17 protein-coding genes are annotated in these 26582 nt (G+C 49.9%); 8 read left to right on the forward strand and 9 right to left on the reverse strand.

What is annotated here, in order from left to right:
* Nucleotides 1-93: 93 nt before the first annotated feature.
* The 7 genes from O3C43_17900 to O3C43_17930 all read right to left on the reverse strand — a co-directional run bounded on the left by O3C43_17900 (nucleotide 94) and on the right by O3C43_17930 (nucleotide 15534).
* Nucleotides 94-2058, reverse strand: a complete 1965-nt coding sequence (locus tag O3C43_17900; GenBank protein ID MDA1068365.1) for a hypothetical protein — start codon at nucleotides 2056-2058, stop codon at nucleotides 94-96.
* 190 nt (nucleotides 2059-2248) lie between these two features.
* The gene (locus tag O3C43_17905) at nucleotides 2249-3481 is read right to left on the reverse strand and encodes a hypothetical protein (protein MDA1068366.1); all 1233 of its coding nucleotides are present in this window, start codon (nucleotides 3479-3481) and stop codon (nucleotides 2249-2251) included.
* A gap of 101 nt (nucleotides 3482-3582) precedes the next feature.
* Nucleotides 3583-4041: a hypothetical protein gene (locus O3C43_17910; protein ID MDA1068367.1), complete on the reverse strand. Its 459-nt coding sequence runs from the start codon at nucleotides 4039-4041 to the stop codon at nucleotides 3583-3585.
* 178 nt (nucleotides 4042-4219) lie between these two features.
* A complete protein-coding gene (locus tag O3C43_17915) occupies nucleotides 4220-5704 on the reverse strand; it encodes a DUF1501 domain-containing protein (protein MDA1068368.1) in 1485 nt (494 codons plus the stop codon).
* A 5-nt stretch (nucleotides 5705-5709) separates the two neighbouring features.
* Nucleotides 5710-8865, reverse strand: coding sequence for a DUF1553 domain-containing protein (locus O3C43_17920; protein MDA1068369.1), 3156 nt, complete (start codon nucleotides 8863-8865; stop codon nucleotides 5710-5712).
* A 111-nt stretch (nucleotides 8866-8976) separates the two neighbouring features.
* Complete coding sequence (locus O3C43_17925; GenBank protein ID MDA1068370.1) at nucleotides 8977-12501, reverse strand: TonB-dependent receptor plug domain-containing protein; 3525 nt, start codon at nucleotides 12499-12501, stop codon at nucleotides 8977-8979.
* Nucleotides 12502-13176: 675 nt separating this feature from the next.
* Nucleotides 13177-15534, reverse strand: coding sequence for an alkaline phosphatase D family protein (locus O3C43_17930; protein ID MDA1068371.1), 2358 nt, complete (start codon nucleotides 15532-15534; stop codon nucleotides 13177-13179).
* 281 nt (nucleotides 15535-15815) lie between these two features.
* Between O3C43_17930 and O3C43_17935 the strand changes: the two genes are divergently transcribed.
* From O3C43_17935 to O3C43_17960, 6 genes are all read left to right on the forward strand, one after another.
* On the forward strand, nucleotides 15816-18146 hold the full coding sequence (locus tag O3C43_17935; protein MDA1068372.1) for a TonB-dependent receptor: 2331 nt from the start codon (nucleotides 15816-15818) through the stop codon (nucleotides 18144-18146).
* Nucleotides 18147-18369: 223 nt separating this feature from the next.
* Nucleotides 18370-19767, forward strand: a complete 1398-nt coding sequence (locus tag O3C43_17940) for a sulfatase-like hydrolase/transferase (protein ID MDA1068373.1) — start codon at nucleotides 18370-18372, stop codon at nucleotides 19765-19767.
* A 131-nt stretch (nucleotides 19768-19898) separates the two neighbouring features.
* A complete protein-coding gene (locus O3C43_17945; GenBank protein MDA1068374.1) occupies nucleotides 19899-20975 on the forward strand; it encodes a LacI family DNA-binding transcriptional regulator in 1077 nt (358 codons plus the stop codon).
* A gap of 83 nt (nucleotides 20976-21058) precedes the next feature.
* Nucleotides 21059-21388 carry a hypothetical protein gene (locus O3C43_17950; GenBank protein ID MDA1068375.1) on the forward strand — a complete coding sequence of 110 codons (330 nt, stop codon included), beginning with the start codon at nucleotides 21059-21061 and terminating at the stop codon, nucleotides 21386-21388.
* A complete protein-coding gene (locus O3C43_17955; protein ID MDA1068376.1) occupies nucleotides 21385-21588 on the forward strand; it encodes a hypothetical protein in 204 nt (67 codons plus the stop codon). The genes O3C43_17950 and O3C43_17955 overlap by 4 nt, the downstream gene beginning before the upstream one ends.
* Complete coding sequence (locus tag O3C43_17960; GenBank protein ID MDA1068377.1) at nucleotides 21566-22081, forward strand: alkaline phosphatase D family protein; 516 nt, start codon at nucleotides 21566-21568, stop codon at nucleotides 22079-22081. The genes O3C43_17955 and O3C43_17960 overlap by 23 nt, the downstream gene beginning before the upstream one ends.
* Before the next feature lie 262 nt (nucleotides 22082-22343).
* Here O3C43_17960 and O3C43_17965 read toward each other — a convergent pair whose 3' ends face one another.
* Both O3C43_17965 and O3C43_17970 read right to left on the reverse strand, forming a co-directional pair.
* Nucleotides 22344-23462 carry a Gfo/Idh/MocA family oxidoreductase gene (locus O3C43_17965; GenBank protein MDA1068378.1) on the reverse strand — a complete coding sequence of 373 codons (1119 nt, stop codon included), beginning with the start codon at nucleotides 23460-23462 and terminating at the stop codon, nucleotides 22344-22346.
* 101 nt (nucleotides 23463-23563) lie between these two features.
* Complete coding sequence (locus O3C43_17970) at nucleotides 23564-24601, reverse strand: galactitol-1-phosphate 5-dehydrogenase (GenBank protein MDA1068379.1); 1038 nt, start codon at nucleotides 24599-24601, stop codon at nucleotides 23564-23566.
* A gap of 179 nt (nucleotides 24602-24780) precedes the next feature.
* Between O3C43_17970 and O3C43_17975 the strand changes: the two genes are divergently transcribed.
* Nucleotides 24781-26163, forward strand: a complete 1383-nt coding sequence (locus O3C43_17975; protein ID MDA1068380.1) for a Gfo/Idh/MocA family oxidoreductase — start codon at nucleotides 24781-24783, stop codon at nucleotides 26161-26163.
* A gap of 163 nt (nucleotides 26164-26326) precedes the next feature.
* The coding region (locus O3C43_17980) for a hypothetical protein (GenBank protein MDA1068381.1) at nucleotides 26327-26582 on the forward strand (256 nt) is incomplete at its 3' end.

The following is a 26582-nucleotide window of genomic DNA, read 5'->3' on the forward strand; positions in this document are numbered from 1 at the left end:
TATCCCGCGATTGTGTCGAGGCCGCACAAAACGATCGCGGGATAAACCCGCTCCTACAGTTTAATTGTGAATTCATTTGGTAAGAATTTTGAATTAACGGTCCCATGGGTATTCGTAACTGGGTTGATTCGAGTAACGCTCGAGGTGAATTTTTAAGGTCGATCCCGCACCGGGCGAAAGATCGAGGGCAAATGCTGAGGCCTTTACCGTCCTGCCAACCGGCTGTTCGGCGGATGCCTGCTTGAAATCGACCGAAAGAAAATGGTGTTCCCCATAGGCGCCGCCCTGGATGATCAGCTGCCTGGGCTCAAAGAGATTGAGGTTCACGACCTCAACTTCAATCCAGTCACGCTCGATCCCGCTAACCATCGCCGCCACATCGGGAGGGAGTCCCGACCGCCGCCGCTCACCATCAAAATAACGTACCTGAGAGTGCAACATCTCACCACGCACATGGATGGGAATCCCTCCCACGGAGAGCCGGGTCAGGTTTTCCATCTCCATGGGATCCATATTAATCCACTTGTTATCGACCCAGGTTTCCGAATCCCCATGTTCATTTTGAATGAGTTCAACTTTCCTGGCTATGGTTTTAAGGTCACGGCGGAACGCCCGCTCGGCAAAATCCGGGTTACGTCCTTTGACGAAATAGGCCCATTGAAGGTCCGGATCGGATAGTTTTCCCGAAGTTTGCTTTTGAGCTTCCGCCAGGCGCTCGATTTGCTGCCAATCGTTTTCGTTCTGGGATACAAACCAGAGATTCAGGTAAGGGTAAGCCGGCTCTGGAATGAAATCATACCAGCCGCGCTCATCATGACGCCTCGGAATAACCGGCGTCCCGTCCACGATCGTATCCACCATCTCATCACTCGAGGTGTTTTTCCGCACATCACCCGGATCTAGCGTCGTACCTGCGTGGATTTTCCCCTGTTCGCGCAAGACGGTCATCTGGCTGCGGGGCAGATTCATCCAGCGGGATTCTCCGGTCAACAAAGTGGCCACCTTGGCCGCCGTAAGTTCGGCCAGGACGATGTCGGTACCGCCACGGGGCCAGACCCAACCATAATAGCCGCCCCACCATTTGCCCCCGGTATATTCGCCGATCTTCCCGGAGAGACCCACGTTATCCGGAGTGATGCCGTTGTTCTGCCGGGTCAGTTTCTCCCAGGTCCCCACGTAATCCTCGACCCATTGCACGTAACGTTCCTCACCGGTGTAGAGGTAGGCGCTGGCGATGAGGGCGGTAGAGGTCAGGTTGATGGGAACGTCGCCTTTGGCCATCCGGTCGCTCATCGTCTTCACCAGTTTGGCGAACAGGTCGTTGTCCGGGTGGTCGTTGATCCAGGCGGATGAAGTATCCACACCCGGAATATCCTGAAAAGGAAGTGGGTAGTAGACCAGATTGGCATTGGTGGGTATCCAATCCCGTTTGACCCACTCCATCTTGGGACCCCGGCTACCGTTCATGACCGCACGCATCATTTTCTTCTCCGGATCCCAGTTTGGCGCCTCCGGGTCGTCCCCGATATACATCGCGGCAAAACGGATGGCCCGGTCGCGAAACACCGGATCGTGGGGCTCGATCATTCCCAGGGGGTAAAAGGAGACATAGCCCTCTCCGTGGTGCATCCAGTCCCAGTTGGAATCGAATTCCCGGTAGATCTGTCCATAGCGGGTGAACTGGCGGGTGATTCCTTCCCAGACCTGGCGGTGCAGTTTGTCGAGTTCATCGGACCCGCCGAGTGCGGTGTGGAGAGAAAATCCGCGAAAGGCCTCGTAGAGGTCGTCCGATGAATTCATGCCTCCTTCATAACGTTCCTTGAAAGTCACCGTGCCGTCATCTTCCACGTAGGTGTTGTAAAATTCAACGCCGGCCCGGTTGAGTGAATCGATGACTTTTCGTTCCAGCAGTGCCCAAGCAGGGGGCTCCACCCGGGTGTCGCAGTGGAGGACTTGCAGGCCGGAACTTTCCAGTCTGGAAGTCTGACCAGAACTCAGGCAAGACACTGCCAACAAAATTGTGGGAACCAGGGGATAGGGGGATAACTTTGAAGTCATTTTTTAGAAAATAGGGAATTTGCCGAAGCTAACAGTTACAGAGACTCAAACCAAGGAAGAAACGAGCCTCAAAAAGGTTTAGAGTTGTTCGGGTTTGGGGTACATAACAAGAGATTACAATACTAGGACTTTTTACCATAACTAACCCAGAGTTCACCGCTGTAGAGACTATCATCATAATGAGTCCGTGTTATAGATCCGATGTATCAACAACATAGAGATTAAAACGTCCGCTCTCCTCAGAGGTATACAACACCTTAGTACCATCTTTATTAAAGACCGGTCTGGGTTCGTTTAAATACTTTCTCGCCGGCATCCATATATGCCAGTTCCGGAAAGGGAAACGAGGGTCAGCCAGCTTTGGTGGCTCGATACCGAGAGGAATGGTGACCAATTGCTTTTGCTCTTTCGTTTTCAAATTGATAACAGCAATTCCGTATCCGAACTCGCCGCCGAAACAGTCGGTGATTACAAGGTGTGGTTTCAATGGGTGATAGGATGGATGTCCGGCTGGAACGTGATCTGTGAATACACACCGTTCTTCGGTAGTCTCGACATCGACTTCCCACAGGGTCTGCGTATTCGTATGAGGCTCTCGACGGACAAACAATATTACCTTACCGTCTGGACGCCAGGTTGGATGGTGGAGGTCGGATGCAATAAATGAGAGGCCACCGGTATTGAAATCGTAAACATAAACTTCAACCAGAGTTGGGTATGTTTCGCTGGTGCGGTGGACTAGCATGCACTTTTTTCCGTCAGGACTGAATCGGGTATTTTGCAAATGCGATGGCTTATTTTTTGCCAATTGCTTGTTTGGAGACAGGGCCAGAACTCGCTCTAAACTTACTAGCTGAGTGAATTCTCGGGTCTGCATATCCATAATCCCCCATTCCTTACTTCCAACGCAGGATAACTTTGTGAAATCCGGACTCACACGCGCCGAACTGTAGGAAGTTTCAATAAACTCTCGTGAGCCAGTTTCCACGTTGATGAGACCAATACCCCGTCTGCCATCTGAATTATCTGAAAAGATGACTGTTTTTCCACCGTATCCCCAATTCTGCTGAATACCGGTGTGTGAATGGCCAAACAGACCGTCGGCAAGCATCCTCCGGCCACTTCCATCAGAATTCATGATCCAGAGAGATCCCGGAAATGCATGACTGGCATCCATCTGGGTCACTGATTTATCGAATTGGAAAAACGTCAGGTGTTCTTCAGATTGATCCCAGGGGTTCACACAGTAATAATAATGATTTTCGTGTTGAGAACTCTGATACCATTGCACAGTCCGTCCGGTCACATTGTCTTTCACGGTTTTTACCAAGAACGGAGAATCGGCGGGAAAGACTTGTGTTGCGAATGCAAGCCAAGCCGCCGACAGAATGGCGCAAAGGGAATTTGTAGTTTTTATTTCCATGAATCTAAGTGTTTAAATGCTTCAATAAAGATGAACGAGGGGATAGGCGTCCTGAGTTTAGATTTACCGGTAACTCCCTAAGATTCGTCTCCGTATTTTCATCAACGAAAGCTCGATCTCAAAAGAACGCCCCATCGTCCGTCCCTTTTTATCAACACACACAAAGAGTCTGCGGATCTTATTTCGGAGCCATCTTTTCTCAGATGACGAAACCGGGTGTTTACGTGAACTTTGTCCTCACTCAGGCTAATAATTTCCCGGTGAACCCATATACTTTTGTCCCATCCAGTAGAAGAAAGGTTTTCCAATGTACTTTTGTTCGCTGTTATTCCCACTTCCTTGGTTTCCCAAATAGTCATAGATGCACCTGCCAATCGAAAATGCGGAAAGTGGAGAGTACTCACATGCGCAACCGGGTCCTTGGCACTAAAGCTTATCAAAAATTGGTCCAGCACCTCAAAAACTTCTTTCTCAATCGCTTGTCTGTCGAGATTCGCTGCCATTCCCAAGCGAGGGGTCGAAAAGAGAAGAAGCAATAAATAGGCTGATTTGAGTTTCATTCTAATAGACCTTAACGTGGATTAATTACGAGGGAAAGCACAACCTGTTTTTCTGGTCCCCATTTTCTCCATTATTGAAGCCTATTTCCACGACCTTGCCGCCAATCTGAGCAACACCCTTATTCACTTCGAATATCATCTGCTTCATCGCTTCGGCTTGCGGATTTGTCCGAGCCGGTTACGCGATTAAATCCTTAACAACCTCCCCGTGTACGTCTGTCAGACGGTAGTGGCGGCCTTGGAATTTGTAAGTAAGTTTTTTGTGGTTTACACCGAGGAGATGGAGGATGGTGGCGTGGAGGTCGTGAACGCTGACTGGATCGGCGGTGATATTATAACTGAATTCGTCAGTCTCTCCATAACTAATCCCGGCTTTTACGCCTCCGCCAGCCAGCCACATTGAAAAGCAACGGGGATGGTGATCCCGGCCGTAATCCTCTGCCGTCATTTCGCCCTGGCAATAAACTGTGCGACCGAATTCACCGCCCCAAATGACCAAGGTATCGTCGAGCATGCCGCGACGTTTCAGGTCCTTGAGCAATCCAGCCGTCGCTTGGTCGGTATCCAGACACTGACGTTTCACATTTCCGGGAAGATCTTTATGGGAATCCCAACCACGATGGAAGAGCTGAACAAAGCGAACGCCACGTTCCGACAATCGACGAGCCAACAAGCAGTTGTTGGCATAGGTACCTGGTTGCTTCGCATCTTCTCCATAAAGATCGAAGGTGCTTTCCGGCTCGTCGGACACATTGGTTAGCTCGGGAACGGAGGTTTGCATGCGGAAAGCCATTTCATACTGGGAGATGCGCGTCTCGATCTCGGGATCGCCATAGTCGTCAAACTTCAACTCGTTCATCGCCGCGATATCATCGAGCGTCTTGCGCCGCAGCTTGGAACTCATTCCATCAGGGTTATTTAAATACAAGACCGGCTCATTGCCTCCACCAAATTTCACCCCTTGGTTCTTGGATGGAAGAAATCCCGCACCCCAAAGACGATCGTATAACGGCTGTCCTGCTGGTCGCCCAGTGCCGTTAGACACCATTGCTACGAATGCAGGCAAATTTTCGTTCATACTCCCCAAGCCATAGGACAACCAGGCTCCAATGCTAGGGCGGCCTGCGATCTGAAAACCAGTCTGAAAGAAAGTGATCGCCGGGTCGTGGTTAATCGCCTCGGTATGCATAGACTTGATAAGGCAAACTTCATCCATAACGTCTGCGAAATGGGGCATCACATCCGTATTCAGCCACATCCCACTCTTGCCTGTCCGCTCAAAATTGAAGATCGATCGAGCTACAGGAAAAGAACTTTGACCAGCGGTCATACCAGTAAGTCGTTGCCCATTGAATACAGAATCGGGCACTTCCTGATTGTGGACCTTATCGAGAAATGGCTTGTAGTCGAAAAGATCCATCTGAGGAGGACCTCCGGACTGGAAGAGATAAATAACCCGTTTTGCCTTAGGAGTGAAATTGGGAAACTGGGAGAGACCGGCGATCGAATTCGACTGGGAATACAGATGCTCATTGAGCAGCGACCCTAAAGCTATGCCACCAAGACCTTTCGCCGCTTTACCTAGAAAATAGCGACGAGTCATGGCCAACGGATTTCCATGTATCTCATTATATCCACTGCAACCTTCTTCGTAAATAGCCATTTTGTTTATTCCTTTGTTATTACTTCATCCAAATTAAGCAGGACATTCGCCAATGCCGTCGCCGCTGCCAATTCGCGGGGATCGAGAGATTCGCTCGCTCTCGATTCCCCCACCGCAATCAATCGTTCCGCTCCGACAAGATCGTTTTCAAACTCGCTTCGATAATTCTGGTACGCCCTTTCGAGCAAGACACCTTCCTTAATGTTAGGCCGTCGAAAAGTGGTCGCATTAAAACCGAACGCGATTCGCTCGGCAGCTGTATCGCCTCCCTCGAGCAATATACGTTGGCCGAGATTGCGGGCCGCTTCAACAAAAGTCTTTTCGTTGAGCAACGTAAGCGCTTGTAACGGGGTATTGGTACGTTTCGAGCTGACGATGCAGGACTCCCTATCGGCTGCATCCATCAGAACCATAGTGGGCGGCGGAATGGTCCGTTTCCAAATCGTGTACAAGCTGCGACGATACAAATCTTCTCCCTTGGACTGGGTGTATACCATATTGCTCATCAATTCCCATAGTTTTTCAGGCTGGTAAGGGCTAACCGATGGACCACCAAGCCGCTCCACTAACAACCCGCTCACGGCTAGTGCTTGATCGCGATAGGCGTGGGCGGAAAGCCTCTGCCGAGGCCCTCTGGCGAGCAGTATATTTTCGGAATCGCGTTCCAGCAGTTCCGGCGTCACCCGCGACTGCTGGCGATAGGTCGCGCTGCTGACTATCAGCTTCTGCATCGCCTTTATATCCCAACCTGTTCGGACGAATTCATCCGCCAACCAATCAAGCAATCCCGGGTGGCTCGGCCAATCCCCCTGCACCCCGAAATCCTCGGCCGTCTTTACTATCCCACGTCCGAAGTATTTCAGCCAATACCGATTCACTGCCACTCTTGCAGTCAATGGATGCTTTCCACTGACAAGCCATTGCGCGAAACCCAATCGATCATGCGACGCTCCGCTAGGGAAATCGGGAAAAACGCCGGGGAGCTTATGCTCGACCTGCTCACCAAGTTGGTCGTAGACGCCTCTCACTCGCACATGCGTCGGGCGCGGCGGATTCATTTCCTGCATGACCATCGCCGTGGGAAGCGCATCGTGAAATTCCAGACGCTCCATCCGAGCCGCAAAGAAGTCTGCGCCCAGCTTCTTGAGTGGTTCTGGCGCAGTGTTCTCTAAATAATACGTTTTCCATTTGGCTTGGACGGAAGGGCTCCGGGCGGAAGGATCCATTTGCGCGATATCTTCCAAGCTCGCCGGCTCCGCAAGGATCATCGCTTCATCCTGCCAAAGGGTTCGATCATACGTTCTCACTTCATCGACCTGCCCCTTGAAGCGAGAACCAACTACGCCGCCTCCAACTCGCAGTGGAACATCTTTTGAAGTTTCCACAATATTGGAATTCGTATTGTACAACATCCGTGTTTTAACGGCTTTCCCATCAATCAGAATTCGCATTCCAGCGGCACTTAGAGAACCGTCGTTTGTTAGAGTTACGTGTCGCCATTGATCCGTTTTCAGAGATTCGACTGTTTCAATCGCACCTACTCCGGCGATCCAGGAAGTAATAATATAAAATTGTAAGCGACCTTCCTTCAATTCAACATTCAATCCCGAACGCAACAAAGACGGTTCCTGCTTGGAAAATATAACACCGCTGGAGGTATCTTTGGGATTCAACCAGAAAGCGAGGCTAAACCGTTTGTGGGCAAAGAAATTAGCTTTGATATCGAGGGCAAGCCGGCCTTCCCCATCAAACGAAGCGGAATTACCTCGTACCCCCTCTTGGTATTCCGGATTGGGCGAATCCGTCTCGGTTCGGGAGTCGTCGCTTTCCAACGAAAAATAGTCGGTCAACCCACGAGCTACAAGCGCAGATTCGTCCAGCTCCAACGGACCTCGAGCTTCCCAGCCATTTATACCGTTGGCGATCATATCCGAAGCGGAATCCAGTTTCTCTTGCGCAGCGATAAGCCGCTTGTCGTACTCGTAAAGCTCAACCGCCTGTTCCCTTGTCGGAGCGGGTACGTACGGCTCGGAATTACCATACTTCACCGCTCGACCCGATTCCGGTACATTGTCGAAAATAGAGAGGAGCTGATAGTATTCTTTAGTGGAAATCGGATCGTATTTGTGGTCGTGACACCGAGCACAACCCATCGTCAAACCCATCCAAACCGTCGAGGTTGTATCAACGCGATCCACCGCGTTTTCGAGTAAAAATTCCTCCAATACGATACCTTCTTCGGAATTGTAGCGATGATTGCGATTGAATCCAGTGGCTATCACTTGATCGAGAGTGGGATTTTCTAATAGGTCCCCTGCAAGCTGCTCGATCGTGAACTGATCGAAAGACAGGTTTCGATTGTAGGCCTCGATCACCCAGTCCCGCCAACGCCACATAAAACGCGGGCCATCGTTTTGGTATCCATCAGTATCCGCATACCGGGCTGCTTCGAGCCAAGGCAAAGCCATCGCTTCGCCATAACGGGGCGAATTAAGCAAACGATTCACCAATTGATCGTATGCATCAGGCGATTCGTCCTTCAGGAAAGCATCCACCTCGGCCGAGGTCGGCGGTAATCCCGTCAGGTCAAAGCTTAAGCGTCTGACCAATGTGACTCGGTCTGCTTCGATGGAAGGCTTTAAACCTTCCAGATCCAATCGGGAAAGAATAAATCGATCAATTCCGTTTCGAACCCAACCTGGATTCGAAACTTTGGGCAACTCAGGCCGCGCTACCGGCTCGTAAGACCAGTGGGTCTTCCATTCCGCTCCCTCTTCAATCCACTGGCTCAACAAACGCTTTTGCTCGGCGGTCAAAGTCAACCCGGAATCGGGCGGCGGCATGATGTCGTCCTCATCTTCCGCATTGATATGCCACACCAGCTCGCTTTCATCCGGTTTTCCAGGAACAATCGGAAAATAACCGCCACCTAAATCACCGAAGGCTCCTTCCTTGGTATCCAGGCGCAAATCGGCCTCACGGGTGTTTTCGTCCGGACCGTGGCATTTGTAACACTTATCGGAAAGAATTGGCCGAATATCGCGATTGAAATCGATGGTTCCAGCCCAAGCAAAACTAGAAAGCATAGCGAAACCAAACAAAGCCAACGAAAGGCGATTTGAGAACAAGGTGTATGACAACCAATGGCTACGCGTCCGCATAAGCTATTTCATATCCCCGCTGCAAGCGCAGCGGGGAATTTGAGATAAATATTTAATTGATTAAAAAATCGCAGTAAGCGGCGGGGTAACAGTCCGGTAGCGCTTAACGCTTCAGAACTTAAATGAATTCGACAGGTATATCGTCCGGGGATTGGGAATCCGGATGACCGCCACTTGCCCATCGGGATTGGTTTTGACAGGGATATCGTTGCTTTCGCCTACCAGGTTTCTGACGTTCAACTGGACCGACCAATCGATTTTGTCAGTCAGTTGTTTTCTGTACGATATCCAGGCATCTCCACTGAACAATCCATCGTCAAAATAGGGTCGGCTTACGTCGGGTACAGGAACCCCGGTTTCCTCATCCAGGAAGAACACATAGCCGGTGGCGGCTTTATCTTCCCAACGAATGGCCGCACCGATTCCGAAACCGGCCAGGCGGCCTTCCTCGAACTGGTAGTTGCTGACACCCGTAACGCGCCATAGACGCTGTTCATTGGATACCGTGTTGTCCAAAGCTTTTGCGGAGCGAATAGGAGCGAGCAGACTTCCAACCAACGGTTCGCTGTACGGTTTAGCAGCACGCTCCAAGAGTCCATCATCCTCGGTTTCTCCAAGCCGCGTCGACAGGACCTTCGATACAAATTCTTCCGCTAGCCCTGCCAACACATTTGCTGTGTTGGTCTGGACGGTTTCCTGCTTACTTATATTCAGCATCAACCGCCAGGACGAGGTTGGGTTTGCAACCATTTCCACTTCGAATCCTTCAGCCAGGCGATCCTGCGTAGACCGAAGATTTGGGATAGGATCGACCTGGTATTGATCCCATACGCCATCTCCATTGAGATCTACCTGCCTTGGATTTACGACGGCCGACAGCGTGGAGGGAATCGTTGCCAGGGATGCGGTATAAAATTGATCAAAGGTCTTGATGGGGAAGTTCGCGATGTCGCCTTGCACCCAGCCGAGAAGATCGGTAAAGGGAGTGCCGCGCATTTCAGATTCCCGGTAATCATTAATTCTACCAACAACCCCATTGGCGATATTCGTGGTGAGGTTTGGTTCGGTATTGACGTTTGCCAATTGAGTCTCAAACCAATTAAATTTTATCGAATACTTATTATCTGCCAAATTGATCGTAAATCCATATTCCTCCGTGGTACCGGTAGGTTGGCCGATGGCCGCACCCAACGCATCGTTGCGAAGACCGATTGGATTAAAATTTTCCGATTCGGCATAGTGTGCTTGAATATCCATTCCGAATGGAAGATCACCAAAAAGCACTTCGGGATAACGGCCCACCACGCTCCAGGTGGTGGTATCTCCTGTTTCCTCCAACGAAGGCGTCTTTGACAGCTTGTTAGCTTCTGGATTCCAAGTCAGATCAGTTAATCTATCCGGCACTCCAGCTTCTGTAGCATTCGCCCGGGCAAAACTCTTCGTGTCATCTTCGCGCCAGCCATAGAGGCCGACGAGGTGGTCATTGAGAAAATAACTTTGCCAGGAAATCGCTTTGGCCTCGATGTTGTTTTGACTGATGCCTTCGCTCTGCAACCAACGTTCCATGAAAAGTTTGCCTTGCCTAAGCGTCCGGTCGCCAGCAACTCCCCCGGCAGCCCAGGGAGAGTTGGCGGGAGTGGTATCCACATACAAGTAATTATATTCATCTCCAGGTTGATATCTTGGACCGTAATCGATGGGATAAATACGAACATCGTCCATCGACTGGACTCCGAGAAGGTTATCGCTGGTAAAAACCGTGAGGTTCAGATTCCGGCGGCCTATGCCTTGCGGGTCTTCCATCGCCGAAGTGATGTTAAACTCGTTACTGCCAGTACCGTCGGCAGTTGTCACCGAATGACGATCCGTCGTATGGTCGTTATAAAGACCAGTAAAGGTATGACGGCCCAACCATTTCATAAAACCGTCCTTTTCCGTAAAATCCAATTTGGCAAACGCCGTTACTCGAAACGTTTCGCGGTCAATCTCGTTAAATTGCTGCCTAGGGCCACCTGATCGTGTGAAAGCCCGGCCCAAATTCGGATTGAGCTGTCCATTCGGCAGATAGACGGAATTCATGATGTAAATGTCGTAGGGTCCAGTAGTGCTTTGGGCCGTCCCACCCGAAAAGATATAATCCTGATAAGTTTGGTAATGTTGTTGGTCATAGGCGATTTCAATACCCGCCCTGTTATCGAAGAAGTTCTGTTCCAATGCGAAATTGACCGCGTCAAATTCACGTTCCACTAAGTCGTATCCGTTACTATACATGTGATTTCGATAATCGAACACCTCGGGATTTTGCAAGGTATGTGCGGCAAAACCTATGGCGAAGGGTTCGGAGTAGGGACTGTTGGTAGCAAATTCCCGGTAATTGCCCACAGGACTATCATCGGGCAAACCAGCCGCTACCGGACTTCCAGCCAATCCGGTACTGGCCAAGGTATCAAGATTGGTTCTCCAGGGAATCAGGGACGTGTAGCCCTGGATATTGGAACCGGGTAAGCCCACACTCGCCGGAGCGCCTTTTCCTGGGTAATAAATCCCCACGTGACGGAAATTGCTGGGATGTACATTGGTGTGTACTTTAGACTCATTTGCCTGGGTTCCCAGTGGATCGTCATGCAGAGCTTGAAACTCCCAGGTTCCCCCATCGCTCGGAGATAATACTGCTGCCGTAGGTTTCGATCCCGTGTACTGTTGAATGGAAGGTGAAAGAGGCTCAAACCAATTGTCATAGGCAACGGTGGGAGGAATAACTTCTACCGGAGATCCACTCTGCTCACCGTCTTCGAAATTCATCCTAAACCGTGTGGGCTCCAGGAAATCACTCCCTTCGTTTTTTAATAACACAACATCCAGAGCAGCGTAAAAGCGCGTTTGATCCTCAAACGCCGGATCCTGTTTATATTTAAGGCCTTCATTAAGCAAAGCCACACGCAGGGCAACGCGATCCTTCACAATGCTCTTATTGTAGTCTAATTCGGTTCGCCAGCTGCTGTAGTTATCAAACCGGACCTTTAGCTCTCCGAAATCTCTATCATGAATCGCCTGCTTAGTGGAATTGTTGATAACTCCCCCAGGGCTTCCGATACCGAACAGAAGCGAGTTGGGTCCTCGACTTATGGTGACGCGATCGGTATTGTAGCTATCGAAACCAATGTCCGTCAGGTAATATCCGCGTGTCAAATCCGCTTCACCCAATCCTCGAATGCGCTGGTTCCTCTGAGGGTTGGTTCGGCCATCATTGTTAATAAAACGACTCGTGTTATCGGATTGCGCTCCGTTGAAATTTCCTTGGTAGCCACCCACCTCGGTATTGGACGTATAGGACAATAGTGTATTTGCATCCGTTGCACCGATATCATCCATAAATTCGGAAGTGACCACCGAAATGGCCGCGCCCAAGTCTCTTAGATCTGTCTTAATGCGGGTTCCCGCCAAGGTACTTGTGGCCAGATAGCCTTGAGTTTCGGATTCATCGACGGTGAAAGGAGTCAGTTCAAACACATCTTCGTCGTCTTCATTTTGGGCGAACGCGTTGCTGAATCCTGTAACTAAAAGGGCCAGCGAGAGTAGCCCTTTGAATAGTTGTGAGCAATAGCTGCTAGTATGGGTAATACACATAGAGTTCATTTTATTGTTATTTAGAAGTTGTTAATAAGCTGGATACCGCCACTTGGAACGGGCCGAAGCCTTTCGTAAAAGGGACTCCAAAGGACATCGGAGCTTGTTTCAGGGGCGTTGTGGCTCCAAGAGACTGAATTCCTCTCAACAAAACAAGAAAAATCCTGCTAAACACGTTTAGCAGAAGTTGGATTCCGACAAAAACGGTACTTTTTGCATGAACCTGCAAAGTGCGAAAAGAGGGTCACAGGTTTCCTTTTTTCATCTTCTCCATCACCAACTCCCGTTCAACCTGGATGTACCTGCCCGGAACGAACCAGCAAAACTTAAGATTTAACAGGAGGCAGCAGAGGTAACGGAGGGTTTTATTCTTCTCTGTTTTCTCTGTTAACTTCTGTTCAAATTGATTGTTCACGGAGGACCAGAGATTTACATTGCCGAGCTGGGGCTCGGCGTTCCCGGGAATGCTTCTTCCAGTATTTGTCTACTTCTTCTCCGTGTCTCCCTATTCTCCAGCGTAGCGGGTGGTTAAACTTATCCGTTTCTGCCAACATAGGTTTTTCTCCGCTAACTCCTGTTCAATATCTGGTGTTTTCGCGTCATTTAGCGCGTTTCGTAGTTAAATCATATCTCTGCGTTCTCTGCGCTCTCTGCGCCCTCTGCGGTTAATTGCTTTTTCCACCATTAATCAACCGGAATCTTTACCGTCTTAGGGAAACCGGGATGCTGCTCATGTGCCTCGATTCCCTTGAAGCTGCCATACACCGGCCAGCTTTCAAAGGTCACGGTAGACTCCTGCTTGTTAAAACGAACGATGCCGTAACCGAGACCTTTGTTACGAAGGTAGTCCAAGGTCGCCCTTCCCTCGCCCTCATAGTCGTCCTCAATTAAAAAACTAAAGGGATTGGCAGCCGCCCAAACGGTCATTTTGTTTCCCCAGCCATCGAAAAAACGGCCCGTGTAATCCGGCATGCCCGGCAGCCGGTTTTTTCCTTCGACTTTTGGCACCCACAAGCGGCGGGTACCGGTAATAAGCGCGGGCAAGGTAAAAGACCAGCCGGCGTCCTCCCAATCGTCGATACCCTGTTGCACCAGAGTCGCGAAGTGCAGATCGCCGTGGATCATGACCGCCTTGGCGTCACGAATAACTTCCAGTGCCCGCCTTCGTCCCGATTGAGGCCAGCCGTTGGAATCGAAGTCGGCCACCATCAAATGATGCGGTTGGCAGTAAGGAGATTGGGATAACACCGCTCGCAATTTTTTACCATCCGCTCCCCACTCGCGCAGAAAGTCCAATTGACGTTGTCCCAACAGTTGTAAGTCGTCTCGATCCAGGGTACTGGTATCGAAATCTTCCTCATGAATCTCATCAAGCAACGGAAGGTTGCGTTCTCCACGTATTTGGAAAAGTGGCTCCATCGCCTCGATCACATCACCGGGCGCCGACTTAAACTTGCGGTCGTTGATGAGTGCAAAACCGACGCCTCCCACATCCAGGCTCGTATAATAAGCGCCGATTCCCTGTTGAAGCGGCGTCGGATCGTAGGGATCCGGATGGTGCCCCATTTGGGTGTGCTCCACCATTTTGACCCACTCCGGATGCATCCGGTAACCGCCAAAGCAGCGCAGGTCCGCACCGGCCGCATCCTTCGGCATGGCCGCTCCCTCTTTTCCCCAAAGATCATTCGAATACACATCGTGATCGTCCGGGATCATGACGCTTGGGCGGTCTTTTAGCAATTCGCGGAAACTGAGTCCGAGAGGCCAGAATTTACCCAAATAATTTAAAGTCGCGCGCGGTACCTCCGCTTCTGTTTTGGCCACCACAATGCCATAACCGCCACAGGTCTCATACACCTGGTCACCGGCAAAATACAGCACATCGGGATTCTGAGCCAAAAGGTTTTCCTCGAAGAAGCGGTTGGGAAATAGTTCGGCATGCGAACAGGTCAGGCCGGCCAGGACGATGCCGTCCTTATCTTTGGGATCTTTGCGAATGGTTCCTCCCCAAGTTGCTACAGTTGCTCCCTTACTGGTCTTCCAATCGTAAGTAACGCGGTATTCCTGATCGATGGTGTCATCCCAGTTTTCAATTCGGAAATTCGCAGTCAGAGACAAGGGATCGATCGGGCTGTCGGCCAAGGTGGTCCAACCCGATTTGGACTTTAGCTGTAAGGATGCCACCCGACTTGCTCCTTCTTCCATGGGCACAAAAAAGGCCATCAACTTGAGAACTTTGTTTTGCAGCGTATATTGAGTCCAGAGAATAGGCCCGTAGGTCTGCTCAGGATTCGCCTTAAACTTGTTTCCACTCACCGACCAATCCGAGAACCAGAACGTTGCATGGTCGGGATCGCTGTGATCGTGCCGTTTCCTGGGTTTCCGGATTAACGGATGACAGGCAAGCGCTACGTTTCCGGCCAATGCTTCGCGTTCCACTTGCGCTTCAAGGGCAGCGGTTTCACCATTGGCCCGATCCACAGTCAGAAGAATCGTGACCACATTTCCGGTGCACGAAACTTCAAGGTTCAAAAGGCACTCTTTTATGTCCCCGGGAGTTAGGACTTCCGCTGAATACTTGGAGTTTATTACCAACCTGCCGTCCGAAGAGATGCCTGCCTGCAAGGGCGGTTCTCTCATGAGTTCCTCGGCAAAGCCCGACTCGATATCGTAGTAAATATTCGAACGGTAATCATTGCGGTGCCCCACCGCCCCAAATTTGAAGCCGGCAAAAACAACCTCCCCGGTGGATATATCCTTCCTGTCCATCAAGCCGGTCTTGGTCTGCATGTGAAACGCACCATCCCCTTCAATAAGCTGATGAGTCAATGCATGCACCTCATTTACCAGACCTCCATGCGTACACTCGATCCGCCCATCTGACAGCTGCCAGTTCATCAAGGGATTGGTCCAATAACCCGGACCGACCCATGTCCTCGTGATGTCAGTTCTAAAGGACGGTAAACTATTATCGGCCGGTTTGGTGCATGAAAGCCAAAGAACAGTGGAGACAGAAATGACAATAGAAAATAAGAGCTTCATGCATTGAGAATATTTAACCCAGGACAACTACACCGGATCAATCATGCTACCCTAATCTAAACGGAAGAAAATCCTCAAACGCGTATTCGTTAAACGTGTTTAGCAACAACTTCATTTTATTTTAGGATATTATAATCCTAATTGGTAATTACCACCCCGCCCAAAAAGAAAAAATGCTCCAGGGAATCAAATACCATGCATCTCTTCCGAATTTACAATAATCCATTCCACTCCGGGCGGTTCACTCTACACAAATACCAAGAACTATAATCTCCCTTATCATGAACCTAAAAATAACGAAATACCATACCTCCCTAATTGTTACTCTATGCGGAATCCTTAGCTGGATCCCTGGCCTGTCTGCTCAAAATGAAAATGCACCGGTCTATGATTTAAATCCTTTCGAGGTGAGTGTTGAGCAAGACAATGGCTACCAGGCCAAACAAACCATGTCGGGGATTGGCATCGCCACCGACATGCGGGATTTGCCCTTTACGACCAACGTGATCACAGCGGAATTTCTCGAGGACAATCTGGTGGGGAAGTTTAACGAGGCCATGGATTATACCACCTCAGTGAGGCAAACTCAACGATCCGAAATCGTCGCTCGTCGGTCCCTTTACACGGTTCGCGGTTTTACAACACGCGAGATTTTGATAAACGGTATCCAGGCCAATGAGGATATACCCACCAATCTGGTTGACCGAATTGAAGTGGTGAAGGGTCCCAACGCGCTTTACGGTGAATCCGATCCCGGAGGGCTTATCAATGTCATGCTCAAACGGGCATTGTCTGAGGATCACCTCCAATTCACGCAGAAAATAGGTACCTTTGGCTTTTTGGAAAGCTCCTTTGACGCCAATCTGGGAGGAGTTATGAACGACAAATTGAATATTCGAGTCATCGGGTCCTACGAGGAATACGACGGTTGGCGAAAATCCCCCGGGGGGTATGATTCCCATGATCTTGGAGTCATGGCAAATTATTCATTTAATGAGAACGTAGAGCTGGTATTTTCTGGAAGTACACTCGAGTCCCGGGGAACACAGTCCGTCCGCAGCGCATTCATCTTCAATGAGCTTCAGCCAGAGGACATAAATGGCGATGGTGATTTCGACGATGTGGTAGAGACAATCAGTGAAAAGAAGATTCGTCGCAACAGTCCTTTTATGCCTCATAATTACACCGGGGGCGTCCCGGAGAGCTTTATCAATCGAGATAACGATTTTTTGCAGACTGGCATAAACATGTGGTTTGAAGGTTTCAGCCTGCAGTATCTCTTTACCTATTCCACCCAGGCAAGTAGAGGTTACGGTCGCATATTCAATACCTTCCTTTCGCAAAATAATGGGTTTGAACATACTTTCTTCCAATACGATGCCAGTAGCGGCAACACGAATGTACATTCCTTAAAGGGCTTTAAGGAATTTTATACCGGGGAGGTCAAAAACCGCTTCAGCTTTGGAGCGCGCTTCCTCGACGACAACAACCTCAGCGTCAATAATAGACTCCGAAACGCGAATGGAGGAGAACGCGCCTGGATTGTAAAGTGGGCGGCCGAAAATCCAAGTGCCCAAATCAGGCAGACCATTACCGCCGATGAAATTCTTAGAGCGCATTCAATCTCCGAAGCCGATGCCATCGCCGAAGGGATTGATTACTGGAATGATAATCTTCTTCCTCTCGGTTTCGTCCAGGATTTCGGTTCCGGCACAACCACCAATGGCTTGACAACCTCCGATGTATTTACCGCGAACGTTTCAGATCTTATTACCTTCGGTGACAACCAGGCACATCTGTTATTGGGCCTTCGGTTCACCGACGTTGAGGAAACGCCTGCCTTCGCCGGTGGTCAGGCTCCGGAACCTTTTAAGGGAGACGACATTTCCGAACAAGCCGGTTTTGTTTATAATTTCACCGAGGATTTTGCCGGCTTCGTGAACTACGCCACCTCCTACGCTGGAAATAGAGCTATTGATCCGGACACCTTGAAGAATCGCCCTCCTGAAACCGGGAGAGCCTACGAAGCTGGGATCAAAATGGATCTTTATGAGGGAATTTTATCCGGAAGTATCGGGTATTTTGACATCGCCAAAAGCAACGTCCTGAAAACCGCCTTCGATCCGGATTTTGGAGCCAACCGCGATGAAATTACCAATGACGTCAGCAAGGGAGTAGAAGTCGAACTCTTCTTCACCCCCACCGAGAATTGGCAAGCCACTTTCGCCTACACCTACATGGACGCACATGCCGATCTGCCACCAACCTCGTTACCGCCCCTCGGCCTGGAAGGCGCTGCACCTCACTCCTACTCGCTTTGGACCAGTTATAAAGTAACTGAAGGCCCACTGACAGGCCTGAGGTTTGGCGGTGGAATAGTAATCGCGGAAGGACCCATTCCTCAGTCGCCTACATCTCCCAACCGGTGGGTCATTGAAGATGGCTACACGGAGTATGATCTGTTTGCCCGTTACGAAACGACCCTCTTCAACACACCAACCACCTTTGGAGTGAATGTTGAAAACGCTGGCAATACGTTCTTCTTCCGAACCCGCGGAAATTCCAACGAACACCGGCGAACTGTCTTTTCGGTGAGATTTGATTTGTTATAATCCTGCGGGATCACCACCGCCTATCGAACGACTTTGTTATAACTCTCATGGTTCAGACCTAATTGTATATATATTCTTATTCACAAAATACTGTCGAATGGCTTCACCAAAACAAGTTGAGCCTTTTGCAAATCCAGTCATGGCCTTTTCCTGAAAACGAATCTGCTTTGAGTCTTCGTCCTGGGGTCAAACGTAGGGCAATAATTCCTCAATAAATAAACACATGACGAGACCCAATATACTCTGGTACTGCACGGATCAACAGCGGTTTGATACGATAGGTGCCTTGGGAAATCCGTACGTGCGGACACCGACTCTGGACGGTCTGGTGAGAAACGGGGTGAGTTTCACCAACACCTATTGCCAAAGCCCAATCTGCACCCCTAGCCGGGCCAGTATCATGACCGGCCTCTATCCCAGTCGTGCAAGAAATACACGAAATGGGAACGACACCTTCCCTGAAGATACACCGCTTATTTCTAAACTGATCGCCAACTCGGGATACGCCTGTGGCATGATCGGGAAATTTCATTTGGTGAGCGGAGGCAGGCGACCTGAGCCTCGGTTGGACGATGGTTTCGATTACTGGCAGCATTCGCACGCACCTCGCGATGATTGGCCGGAAGGAACGCACGCTTATGCGGACTGGTTGAGAGCTCAAGGCAAGGATCTGGATACGATGCGCAATTCGGAACAACGAGTACCACCCGAATTCCATCAAACCAAATGGGCCTCCGATTGCGCGATCGATTACATAACGCGCGATCATGGAAAACCCTGGATGTTAAACATCAATGTGTACGATCCACACCCCCCATTTATTCCACCTGAAAAATACTCTCAAGGTTTCAAAGCAGAAGACATGCCCGGGCCTCACTTTAGAGAGAGTGACATTCTACATCAAAAGACTCTCGAAGCCGTCGATTTTCAGGGTGAAGTAAAAAGTCCCGAAGGTCACAAGGCAAAGTGTGCCCAGGCGAAATACTACGCCATGATTGCTCAGATCGACGATCAGCTCGCACGTATCCTAAAAACACTCGACGAAACAGGACAGCGAGAGAACACCGTAATCATTTTCACTTCAGACCACGGAGAGACTCTGGGTGACCATGGGCTCATGTTTAAGGGCTGCCGTTTTTATGAAGGGCTGGTAAAGGTGCCGCTGATTTTCGCTTTTCCAGAACACTTCAATACAAACAAACAGTGTTCGGGCTTGGTTGAACTGGTAGATCTTTCCGCCACATTGCTAGCCATCGCTGGAATTGAAATCCCGATCTATCATCAAGGGCGAAATCTCTTACCCATTTTGAATGGAGATGAATCTGGTGACCGAATACGCGAGAGCGCCCGTTGCGAATATTTCGACGCCCTTGATTCGCATTTCACCGGGGGCACCGGGAGTTTCGCTACGATGTACCGCAATGAACGCTATAAGCTCAGCGTCTATCATGATGCTGGCCTTGGCGAGCTATACGATTTGGACGAGGATCCTTGGGAGTTTAACGACCTGTGGAACTCACCCTCTCATGCAGACATCAAAAATCGTCTGATCCTTGAGAGTTTCAACTCCCACGTTAATCTGACAACGAATGTAGGTTCTAAGCGGATCGCACCTATGTAATTCTACAGAAAAATCGGTGTCAGAAATTAGAACATTTTATAATCCATCTCCAAGTCATTCGCCGTTGACGCCCTCTTCACGGGTGTATTTTGTGATTTTCTCCTAAACCTCAATTTTCCAAAATTGGCTTTATGAACAATTCCCCAAGTCATGAACCGGAACGACGACCTACGTTCGCCGATATCGCCAAAGAAGCGGGCGTATGCAAAGCGACCGTATCCCTTGCTTTAAGAAACAGCCCCAGAATTCCCGAAGATACAAAAAAGCGAATTAAGGATATCGCTCTCGAATTAGGTTACCGGCAGAACCCCCTGGTGACAGCCAACATGGCGAAGATCCGGCAGTCGAAAAATAGAAAAGGAACACTGCCAACCATCGCTTTCTTGAGTACGTTCTACGATGAAGAACTGGAAGACAAACATGTGGAATGGCATATTCAAAGCCGCTTTCTTCAAGGAGCAAAGCGCAGGTCCGAAGAGTTGGGTTTCGACTTTGATTTCCTCGAGTTTGATTTAGCATACTATTCTGGGGATCGAATTCAGCAGGTATTGATGAGCCGTGGAGTAGCGGGACTGGTACTCGGACCGTTGAGATTTTCCAACATGAACCTCGACTTGGATTGGTCCCAATTCGCCGTCGCATCGATCGGTGTGTCTGACTCTCTAGGGAACATCCCAAGTGTATTTTACGACAACTTTAGATGCATGCAGGATGTATTGGACTACCTCACCAATAGAGGGTATCGGCGTATTGGATTTATAACCGATTCGGAAAACGAAATGCGCGGCGGCCACATGTGGAACGCTGGCTTTCTCGAGTATCAGGATAGAGTGATCGAAAAGCAAAATACGGTACCTATGTTGCGGATTCCCAAACCAGAACTGTTGTTTGAAAGCAGCGATTTCGAGTCCATGCATTATTGGTATAGACAACATAATCCCGATGTAATTATCGCCTTTCGCTCTCAGATTCTGGACTACTTTCAGAGCCTTGGTTACAAGGTGCCTAAAGATTTTGGATACATGGTCCTAAATTGGTCATCGCGAACAGACGGCTGTTCAGGTTACCGCCAATGTCACGAGGAAATGGCTGAGGTGGCCGTGAATATCGTTTCCGAACGACTCTATAACAATGAACGAGGTGAGTTATCAAAGCCCAGAACGACGCTACTCAGGGGCGACTTCGTTGAGGGGTTCACGATAAAGTAAGCGCTTTGACTTTCAGTTCAGGCTTACTCAAAGTTTCTGATTTCCAGGCGAGCAGTTACTCATTTTTTAGATCTTTCCAACTTTTGTTTCTTAGTTCTGCCGGTCTCCTTCTGGGAAACATGGTAACTGCGAATGAGAACATGACTCTTTCGCGGATTGCCCTCGGTTCCTGCGCAAAACAAAATCTTCCTCAGCCCATTTGGGAACCCATTCTCGCCAGCAAACCAAACCTGTTTGTTTTTCTCGGTGACAACATTTATGGTGACTCAAAGGACATGGACGTAATACGGAGGAAATACGCACAGCTCGCGGCCAAACCCGGATATCAAAAACTGCGTGCAAGTGTTCCCATTCTAGCAACCTGGGATGATCACGATTATGGTGCAGACGATGCAGGAAACGAATATCCATGAAGGTTGAAACCCAAAAACTGTTTCTCGATTTTTTCAACGAACCGGTAGAATCCGCCCGACGTCAGCGTGAGGGTATATACGACGCCAAAGTCTTCGGTCCAAAAGGAAAACGTGTGCAAATCATCTTGCTCGACACCCGTTACTTCCGGGGACCTTTAAAACCAAAGCCACCAGTCCCTGGCAGAGGTACACTTACCTAGTGAGGATACGAGCGTGACCATGCTTGGAGAAGCTCAGTGGAAATGGTTGGGCGAACAACTTCGCGTTCCCGCTCACGTTCGAATCATTGCGTCCAGCATTCAGGTCATTTCCGAAGAGCACGACTCGGAAAAATGGATGAACCTTCCCCACGAACGGGAACGACTTTACCAGTTGATCTACGACACGGCTGCTGCAGGCGTACTATTCGTCAGCGGGGACGTCCACCGAGGAGAACTCTCCATGATGGATGGTGGTGCGGGCTATCCGTTTTACGATTTAACCTGCAGCGGGCTCACCCAGGTGACCAAATCGAAACTTGAGGATTGGACCAATCGCTACCGCATCGGCACGGTAAATTGGACAACCAGTTTTGGCACCATTGATTTCGACTGGAATGCACTTGACCCAGTCATCCGCTTTCAGATTCGAGACGATGCAGGAGAGGTATCTTTGCAGAAGAAAGTTTATCTCAGTGAGCTGCAGCCGAAATAACAATGGTGGAAACACCTTTGATGTTTACGATATACTTCAGCGGCAGAGCTGGAAGCTCTGGCCCTACCGATAAACCTATGGCAGGGAAATCGCGTCCTCGCGATGCCGTCATACGATCCCAGAGGAGATTAGAGCATATTTACCTTATTCTGTTCGCTGAAACAGGTAGGGCGGTAGGCCCAAACCGCCGTTTCTACGACGGCTCGCTCAGGCTATGCTGAAAGCTTCGACCCGACACAGTCGGCGATCGAGCCCTACCTTTCTAGTCTTTCAATCGCCCATCAAAGTCGTCGCGGTCGGTTTCGGACTGGAGAGGAAACTTTATGGACTTGCCGTCGCGGCCGCTACGGTAGATCGCGGTAAAAAGTTCTACGGCGTTGCGGCCTTCCTGGCCGGTTGTGCCGGGTTCACCGTCGTTTTCAACCGCGTCGATGAAATCATCGATCTGAAGCTGATGATAGTGCTCTTCGGGTTTGATACTTTGAAATTGCTCGGTGTCTTCCGCCCTGAATTGCTCGAGCATATGTTCCTCGCCGGGCACCGTCCAGAAATCGTTGAGCGGTGGTTCGGTGATGGCAGCCATACCGGGAATGAACATCTGTCCGCCATCGGTTTGCACCCCTACCTTGGCACCGGTGGATCCCAGCACGCTTACCTTGCCGAACAAGGCGGGATTAAAAGAGTTACTTACCAGGATGTGGCCCATCGCACCACTCTTGAATTTGATAGATGCAACGGCCGTGTCCTCGACCTCGATTCCGGGATGATTGAGATTACCCCACATACCACAGAGTTCGTCGACTTCACCCATAAACCAAAGTAATAAGTCGAGTTGATGAACCGCCTGATTTACCAGTACTCCACCACCCTCTCCGCTCCAGGAACCTCGCCAGGGATCAGAGTCATAGTAGTTCTGGTCTCGCCAACCTAGCATGGTTACCATGCCGAGGATCGGTTTGCCGACCTTCCCGGAATCAACTGCTTCCTTGACCCGGATGACCGGTTCGTAAAATCGGCGCTGGCAGCACATGCCGAGCTTTGCATTTCCTTTCTTGGCGGCATCAAGCATCGCATCGCAATGTTCCAAAGAGGAGGCCAAGGGTTTCTCAATCAAGAGGTGCATGCCCGATTCCAACGCCGCGACGGCGGAGTCAACGTGTGCAGGGTGAGGCGTGCAAACCGTGGATGCCTGGACACCTGCTTCTGACAAGTAGGTTTCCAAATCGGTGTAAGCCTTGACGCCATACTGATCGGCGAAAGCTTGCGTGCGATCTGGACTGCGTCCGAGAACTGCAGTGAAATTACTGTTGGGATTACGCTGCAAGGCCAAAGCGTGCAGATGGGCAACTTTGCCTGTTCCGATAATGCCGGTATTAATCATGAGTGATGTTTTTCTGAAACCACAAAAAGCGCAAAAAACATAAAATTGAGGTACGAGACTTTCAGGATTTTTACGCCTTTTTCGCTTTTTGTGGTTCCTTATTAAGGATTCAAAATAACTTTAGTCAGTCCAGCTTCGCCTTTGTGCAAACGCGCAAACCAATCACCGCCTTCTTCGAGAGGACGGACCTGACTGATGAGCGGGCCCACGTTTATCTTGCCGCTCGCCATAAGATCCAAGCAGGCAGGATACTCACCGGAGGAGGCGCAGGTTCCAATTAGAGTAATTTGTCGAGTAACCACCTCTTGCAAGGGCATCTCAACCGTCTTCGCGATATTGCCAACCAAGGTGCAGCTTCCGCCTTTTCGCAAGCAACCGATGGCTGTCTTCGTCGCGGCAGTTATTCCAACCGCTTCCATCGAAAGGTCGGCTCCTCTCCCGTGTGTCTCGGCAAGAATCGTTTCAATAACATCCACCTTGGATGGATTGAGACAGAAATCTGCTCCAAATTGTTTGGCTACTTCGAGGCGAGATTCGTCGAGATCTACTACAAAGGTTTTTCCGCAACCAGCAGCTTTGACTGCCTGCAAGCAGAGGAGGCCAATCATCCCCGCGCCGACCACAACTACTGAATTATTCAAATGAACCGGCGTTCTTTCAACGGCGTGTACGGCAACCGATACCGCTTCAACCATCGCAGCCTGCTCGAAAGTAATCGAATCCGGAAGAGCATATAAAATGTGACTAGGAACAGTTACGTATTCCGCAAAGGCACCATGACGACGATAATCACCACAAGACACACCCAGGACCATCCGATCGTCGCAGAGGTTGGTTTCACCACGATTACAGTGATAACAGTTGCCGCAATAGATCATCGAATCGAAAGTCACCCGATCGCCTTCACTCCATTTGGAGGCATCGACCGCATCACCCAGTTTTGAAATCGTTCCGGCCGCTTCGTGTCCCATGATGATAGGCGGGATTCGGCGACCACTTGAACCGTCCATGCCGTGGACATCGCTACCGCATATTCCGCATGCAGCCACGCGAACCAGTACTTCATTGGGTGCGATTTCCGGAAGGGGAACTTCCTTAAATTCAAATTTCTCGTACTCGACTAGCTCAAGCGCTTTCATATTACTCATGTGATGGTTGGGTGAATTTAGAGGCCTATTGGGTTTCAGGACAAATAAAGTGTAGGAGGGCAGTAGATCAGGAATAAGATAATGATCAAGTTCAGGATAATGCCGGATCGTTTAAGATCTTTGACATCGTCGAATGGAGGTAGCTTTAATCCTTATCAACGCGATCAATTATGAAACACCCTATATCCCGCAGAAATTTTGTATCAAACATGGCCGTTGGAACCGCCGGAGCTCTGGCCTTTCCCTACCTGGCTCAGGGAGCTCACCATGCCTCAGCTGCCAGCAAATTAAACGTCGCTTGCGTGGGCATTGGGCATATGGGAAATGCCGCCGTAAAAGACGGACTTACTGAAAATATCGTGGCTCTCTGTGATGTAGACTGGCGAGCGGATGAGGCGATCTGGGGAGACCGCAATCCCGCACAGACCGTTGCCGAGATCCCTCAGGCCAAACAATTTACCGACTTTCGCCGGATGTTGGACAAAATGCATAAGGACATTGATGTGGTCCAGGTATCCACACCGGATCACACGCATTTCCCCATTGCGATGGCGGCCATGGAATACGGGAAACATGTATTTGTGCAAAAACCTCTGGCTCACGACATCTGGCAACTGCGCACTTTGCAAAAAGCGGCCCGACACTACGGAGTAAAAACCGTCATGGGAAATCAGGGCCATACGTTCGAAGGAGCTCGCCTGATCAAGGAATGGTATGACAACGGAGTCCTCGGAGAGGTCCGCGAAGTGCATTGCTGGACCGATCGTCCAAGAGCACCGTGGTTTATCAAGCCCGACAGTATTCCACCCAAACGGGAAAAAACACCCAAAGATGTGGATTGGGATCTCTGGCAAGGGCAAACCAGGGAGCGGTCTTTCAGCACCGATTATGTCACCACCAAATGGCGCGCCTGGTGGGACTACGGTGTGGGATGCCTCGGGGACATCGGATGTCACTGCATAGATACACCTTATTGGGCCCTTGACCTGGGCCTTCCAACCGCTGTCGATGTGGAACTCGATGAGCCCGCAAACAAACAATTCACACCCTTTGGTGCCCACGTAACCTTCCATTTCCCGGCACGGGGAACCAAACCACCCGTAACCCTGCATTGGTGGGAAGGCCGCCCGCGTCCCCCAAAACTGGAGGGCATGAAAGAGCTCCCCAGCAATGGCATGTATATGGTGGGCTCGAAGGAAACGGTTTTCCACGAAGACATGCGCCCGGTGAGTCCGCAGCTTTGGCCACGGGAAAGGATGTATGATTACAAGGACGTGTTGAAAAAGAGAACGCTTCCAAGAGTCGAAGGAGGTCCGCGGTTGGAGCTCTTCCGCGACATCAAAGGAGAAGGACCTCGGGCGGGCGCGAATTTTGATTACGCCGCTCCATTGACTGAAGTCATTCTATTAGGTACGCTGGCGATTAGACAGGGGCACAGGATTGAATGGGATGCGGAGAAAATGGAAATTACCAATGTTCCAGGACTTAGCCACCTGATCAAAGAGCCGGTCCGCAAGGGATGGTCCTACGGTGAGAATTTGTGGAAGATTTAAAACCAACGAATCGGCAGCAAGCTACCTCCTACAATAAACAACCAAAACCCATCTGTAGGAGGTAGCTTGCTGCCGAAAAATTAATTTAAAGAAAAGCCACCCTACGCTGCAAACGATCTCAGGAATGGGACGTTGATTTGCAAAAATTAAAAACAAAAATTGCTTGCCTGACGATAGCCGCACGTGGGGAGAATTTGCCGGTATGATTGCTACGCCAAATAGATGGTTTCGTTCGTTACTGCTGATCGCTGGCATTGTATCCGGAACCACAAACCTACCGGCGGCAACAGAGATTCCAGCCGGAGGAACTTCCATCATTGCGCAGAATCCGATCAACAATCATGGCTTCTGGGGGTATGATCCGAGGACATCGGTAACAGATCTTCTAAGGACATCGGTAACACTTTTTATTGGCACTT

It is taken from the genome of Verrucomicrobiota bacterium, from assembly GCA_027622555.1.
Taxonomy (GTDB): domain Bacteria; phylum Verrucomicrobiota; class Verrucomicrobiia; order Opitutales; family UBA2995; genus UBA2995.

Excerpts from the sequence above, each read along its gene's own strand:
- O3C43_17900 (MDA1068365.1), bottom strand. The coding sequence starts at position 2,058 with ATGACTTCAAAGTTATCCCCCTATCCCCTGGTTCCCACAATTTTGTTG.
- O3C43_17905 (MDA1068366.1), bottom strand. The coding sequence starts at position 3,481 with ATGGAAATAAAAACTACAAATTCCCTTTGCGCCATTCTGTCGGCGGCT.
- O3C43_17910 (MDA1068367.1), bottom strand. The coding sequence starts at position 4,041 with ATGAAACTCAAATCAGCCTATTTATTGCTTCTTCTCTTTTCGACCCCT.
- O3C43_17915 (MDA1068368.1), bottom strand. The coding sequence starts at position 5,704 with ATGGCTATTTACGAAGAAGGTTGCAGTGGATATAATGAGATACATGGA.
- O3C43_17920 (MDA1068369.1), bottom strand. The coding sequence starts at position 8,865 with ATGCGGACGCGTAGCCATTGGTTGTCATACACCTTGTTCTCAAATCGC.
- O3C43_17925 (MDA1068370.1), bottom strand. The coding sequence starts at position 12,501 with ATGAACTCTATGTGTATTACCCATACTAGCAGCTATTGCTCACAACTA.
- O3C43_17930 (MDA1068371.1), bottom strand. The coding sequence starts at position 15,534 with ATGAAGCTCTTATTTTCTATTGTCATTTCTGTCTCCACTGTTCTTTGG.
- O3C43_17935 (MDA1068372.1), top strand. The coding sequence starts at position 15,816 with ATGAACCTAAAAATAACGAAATACCATACCTCCCTAATTGTTACTCTA.
- O3C43_17940 (MDA1068373.1), top strand. The coding sequence starts at position 18,370 with ATGACGAGACCCAATATACTCTGGTACTGCACGGATCAACAGCGGTTT.
- O3C43_17945 (MDA1068374.1), top strand. The coding sequence starts at position 19,899 with ATGAACAATTCCCCAAGTCATGAACCGGAACGACGACCTACGTTCGCC.
- O3C43_17955 (MDA1068376.1), top strand. The coding sequence starts at position 21,385 with ATGAAGGTTGAAACCCAAAAACTGTTTCTCGATTTTTTCAACGAACCG.
- O3C43_17965 (MDA1068378.1), bottom strand. The coding sequence starts at position 23,462 with ATGATTAATACCGGCATTATCGGAACAGGCAAAGTTGCCCATCTGCAC.
- O3C43_17970 (MDA1068379.1), bottom strand. The coding sequence starts at position 24,601 with ATGAAAGCGCTTGAGCTAGTCGAGTACGAGAAATTTGAATTTAAGGAA.
- O3C43_17975 (MDA1068380.1), top strand. The coding sequence starts at position 24,781 with ATGAAACACCCTATATCCCGCAGAAATTTTGTATCAAACATGGCCGTT.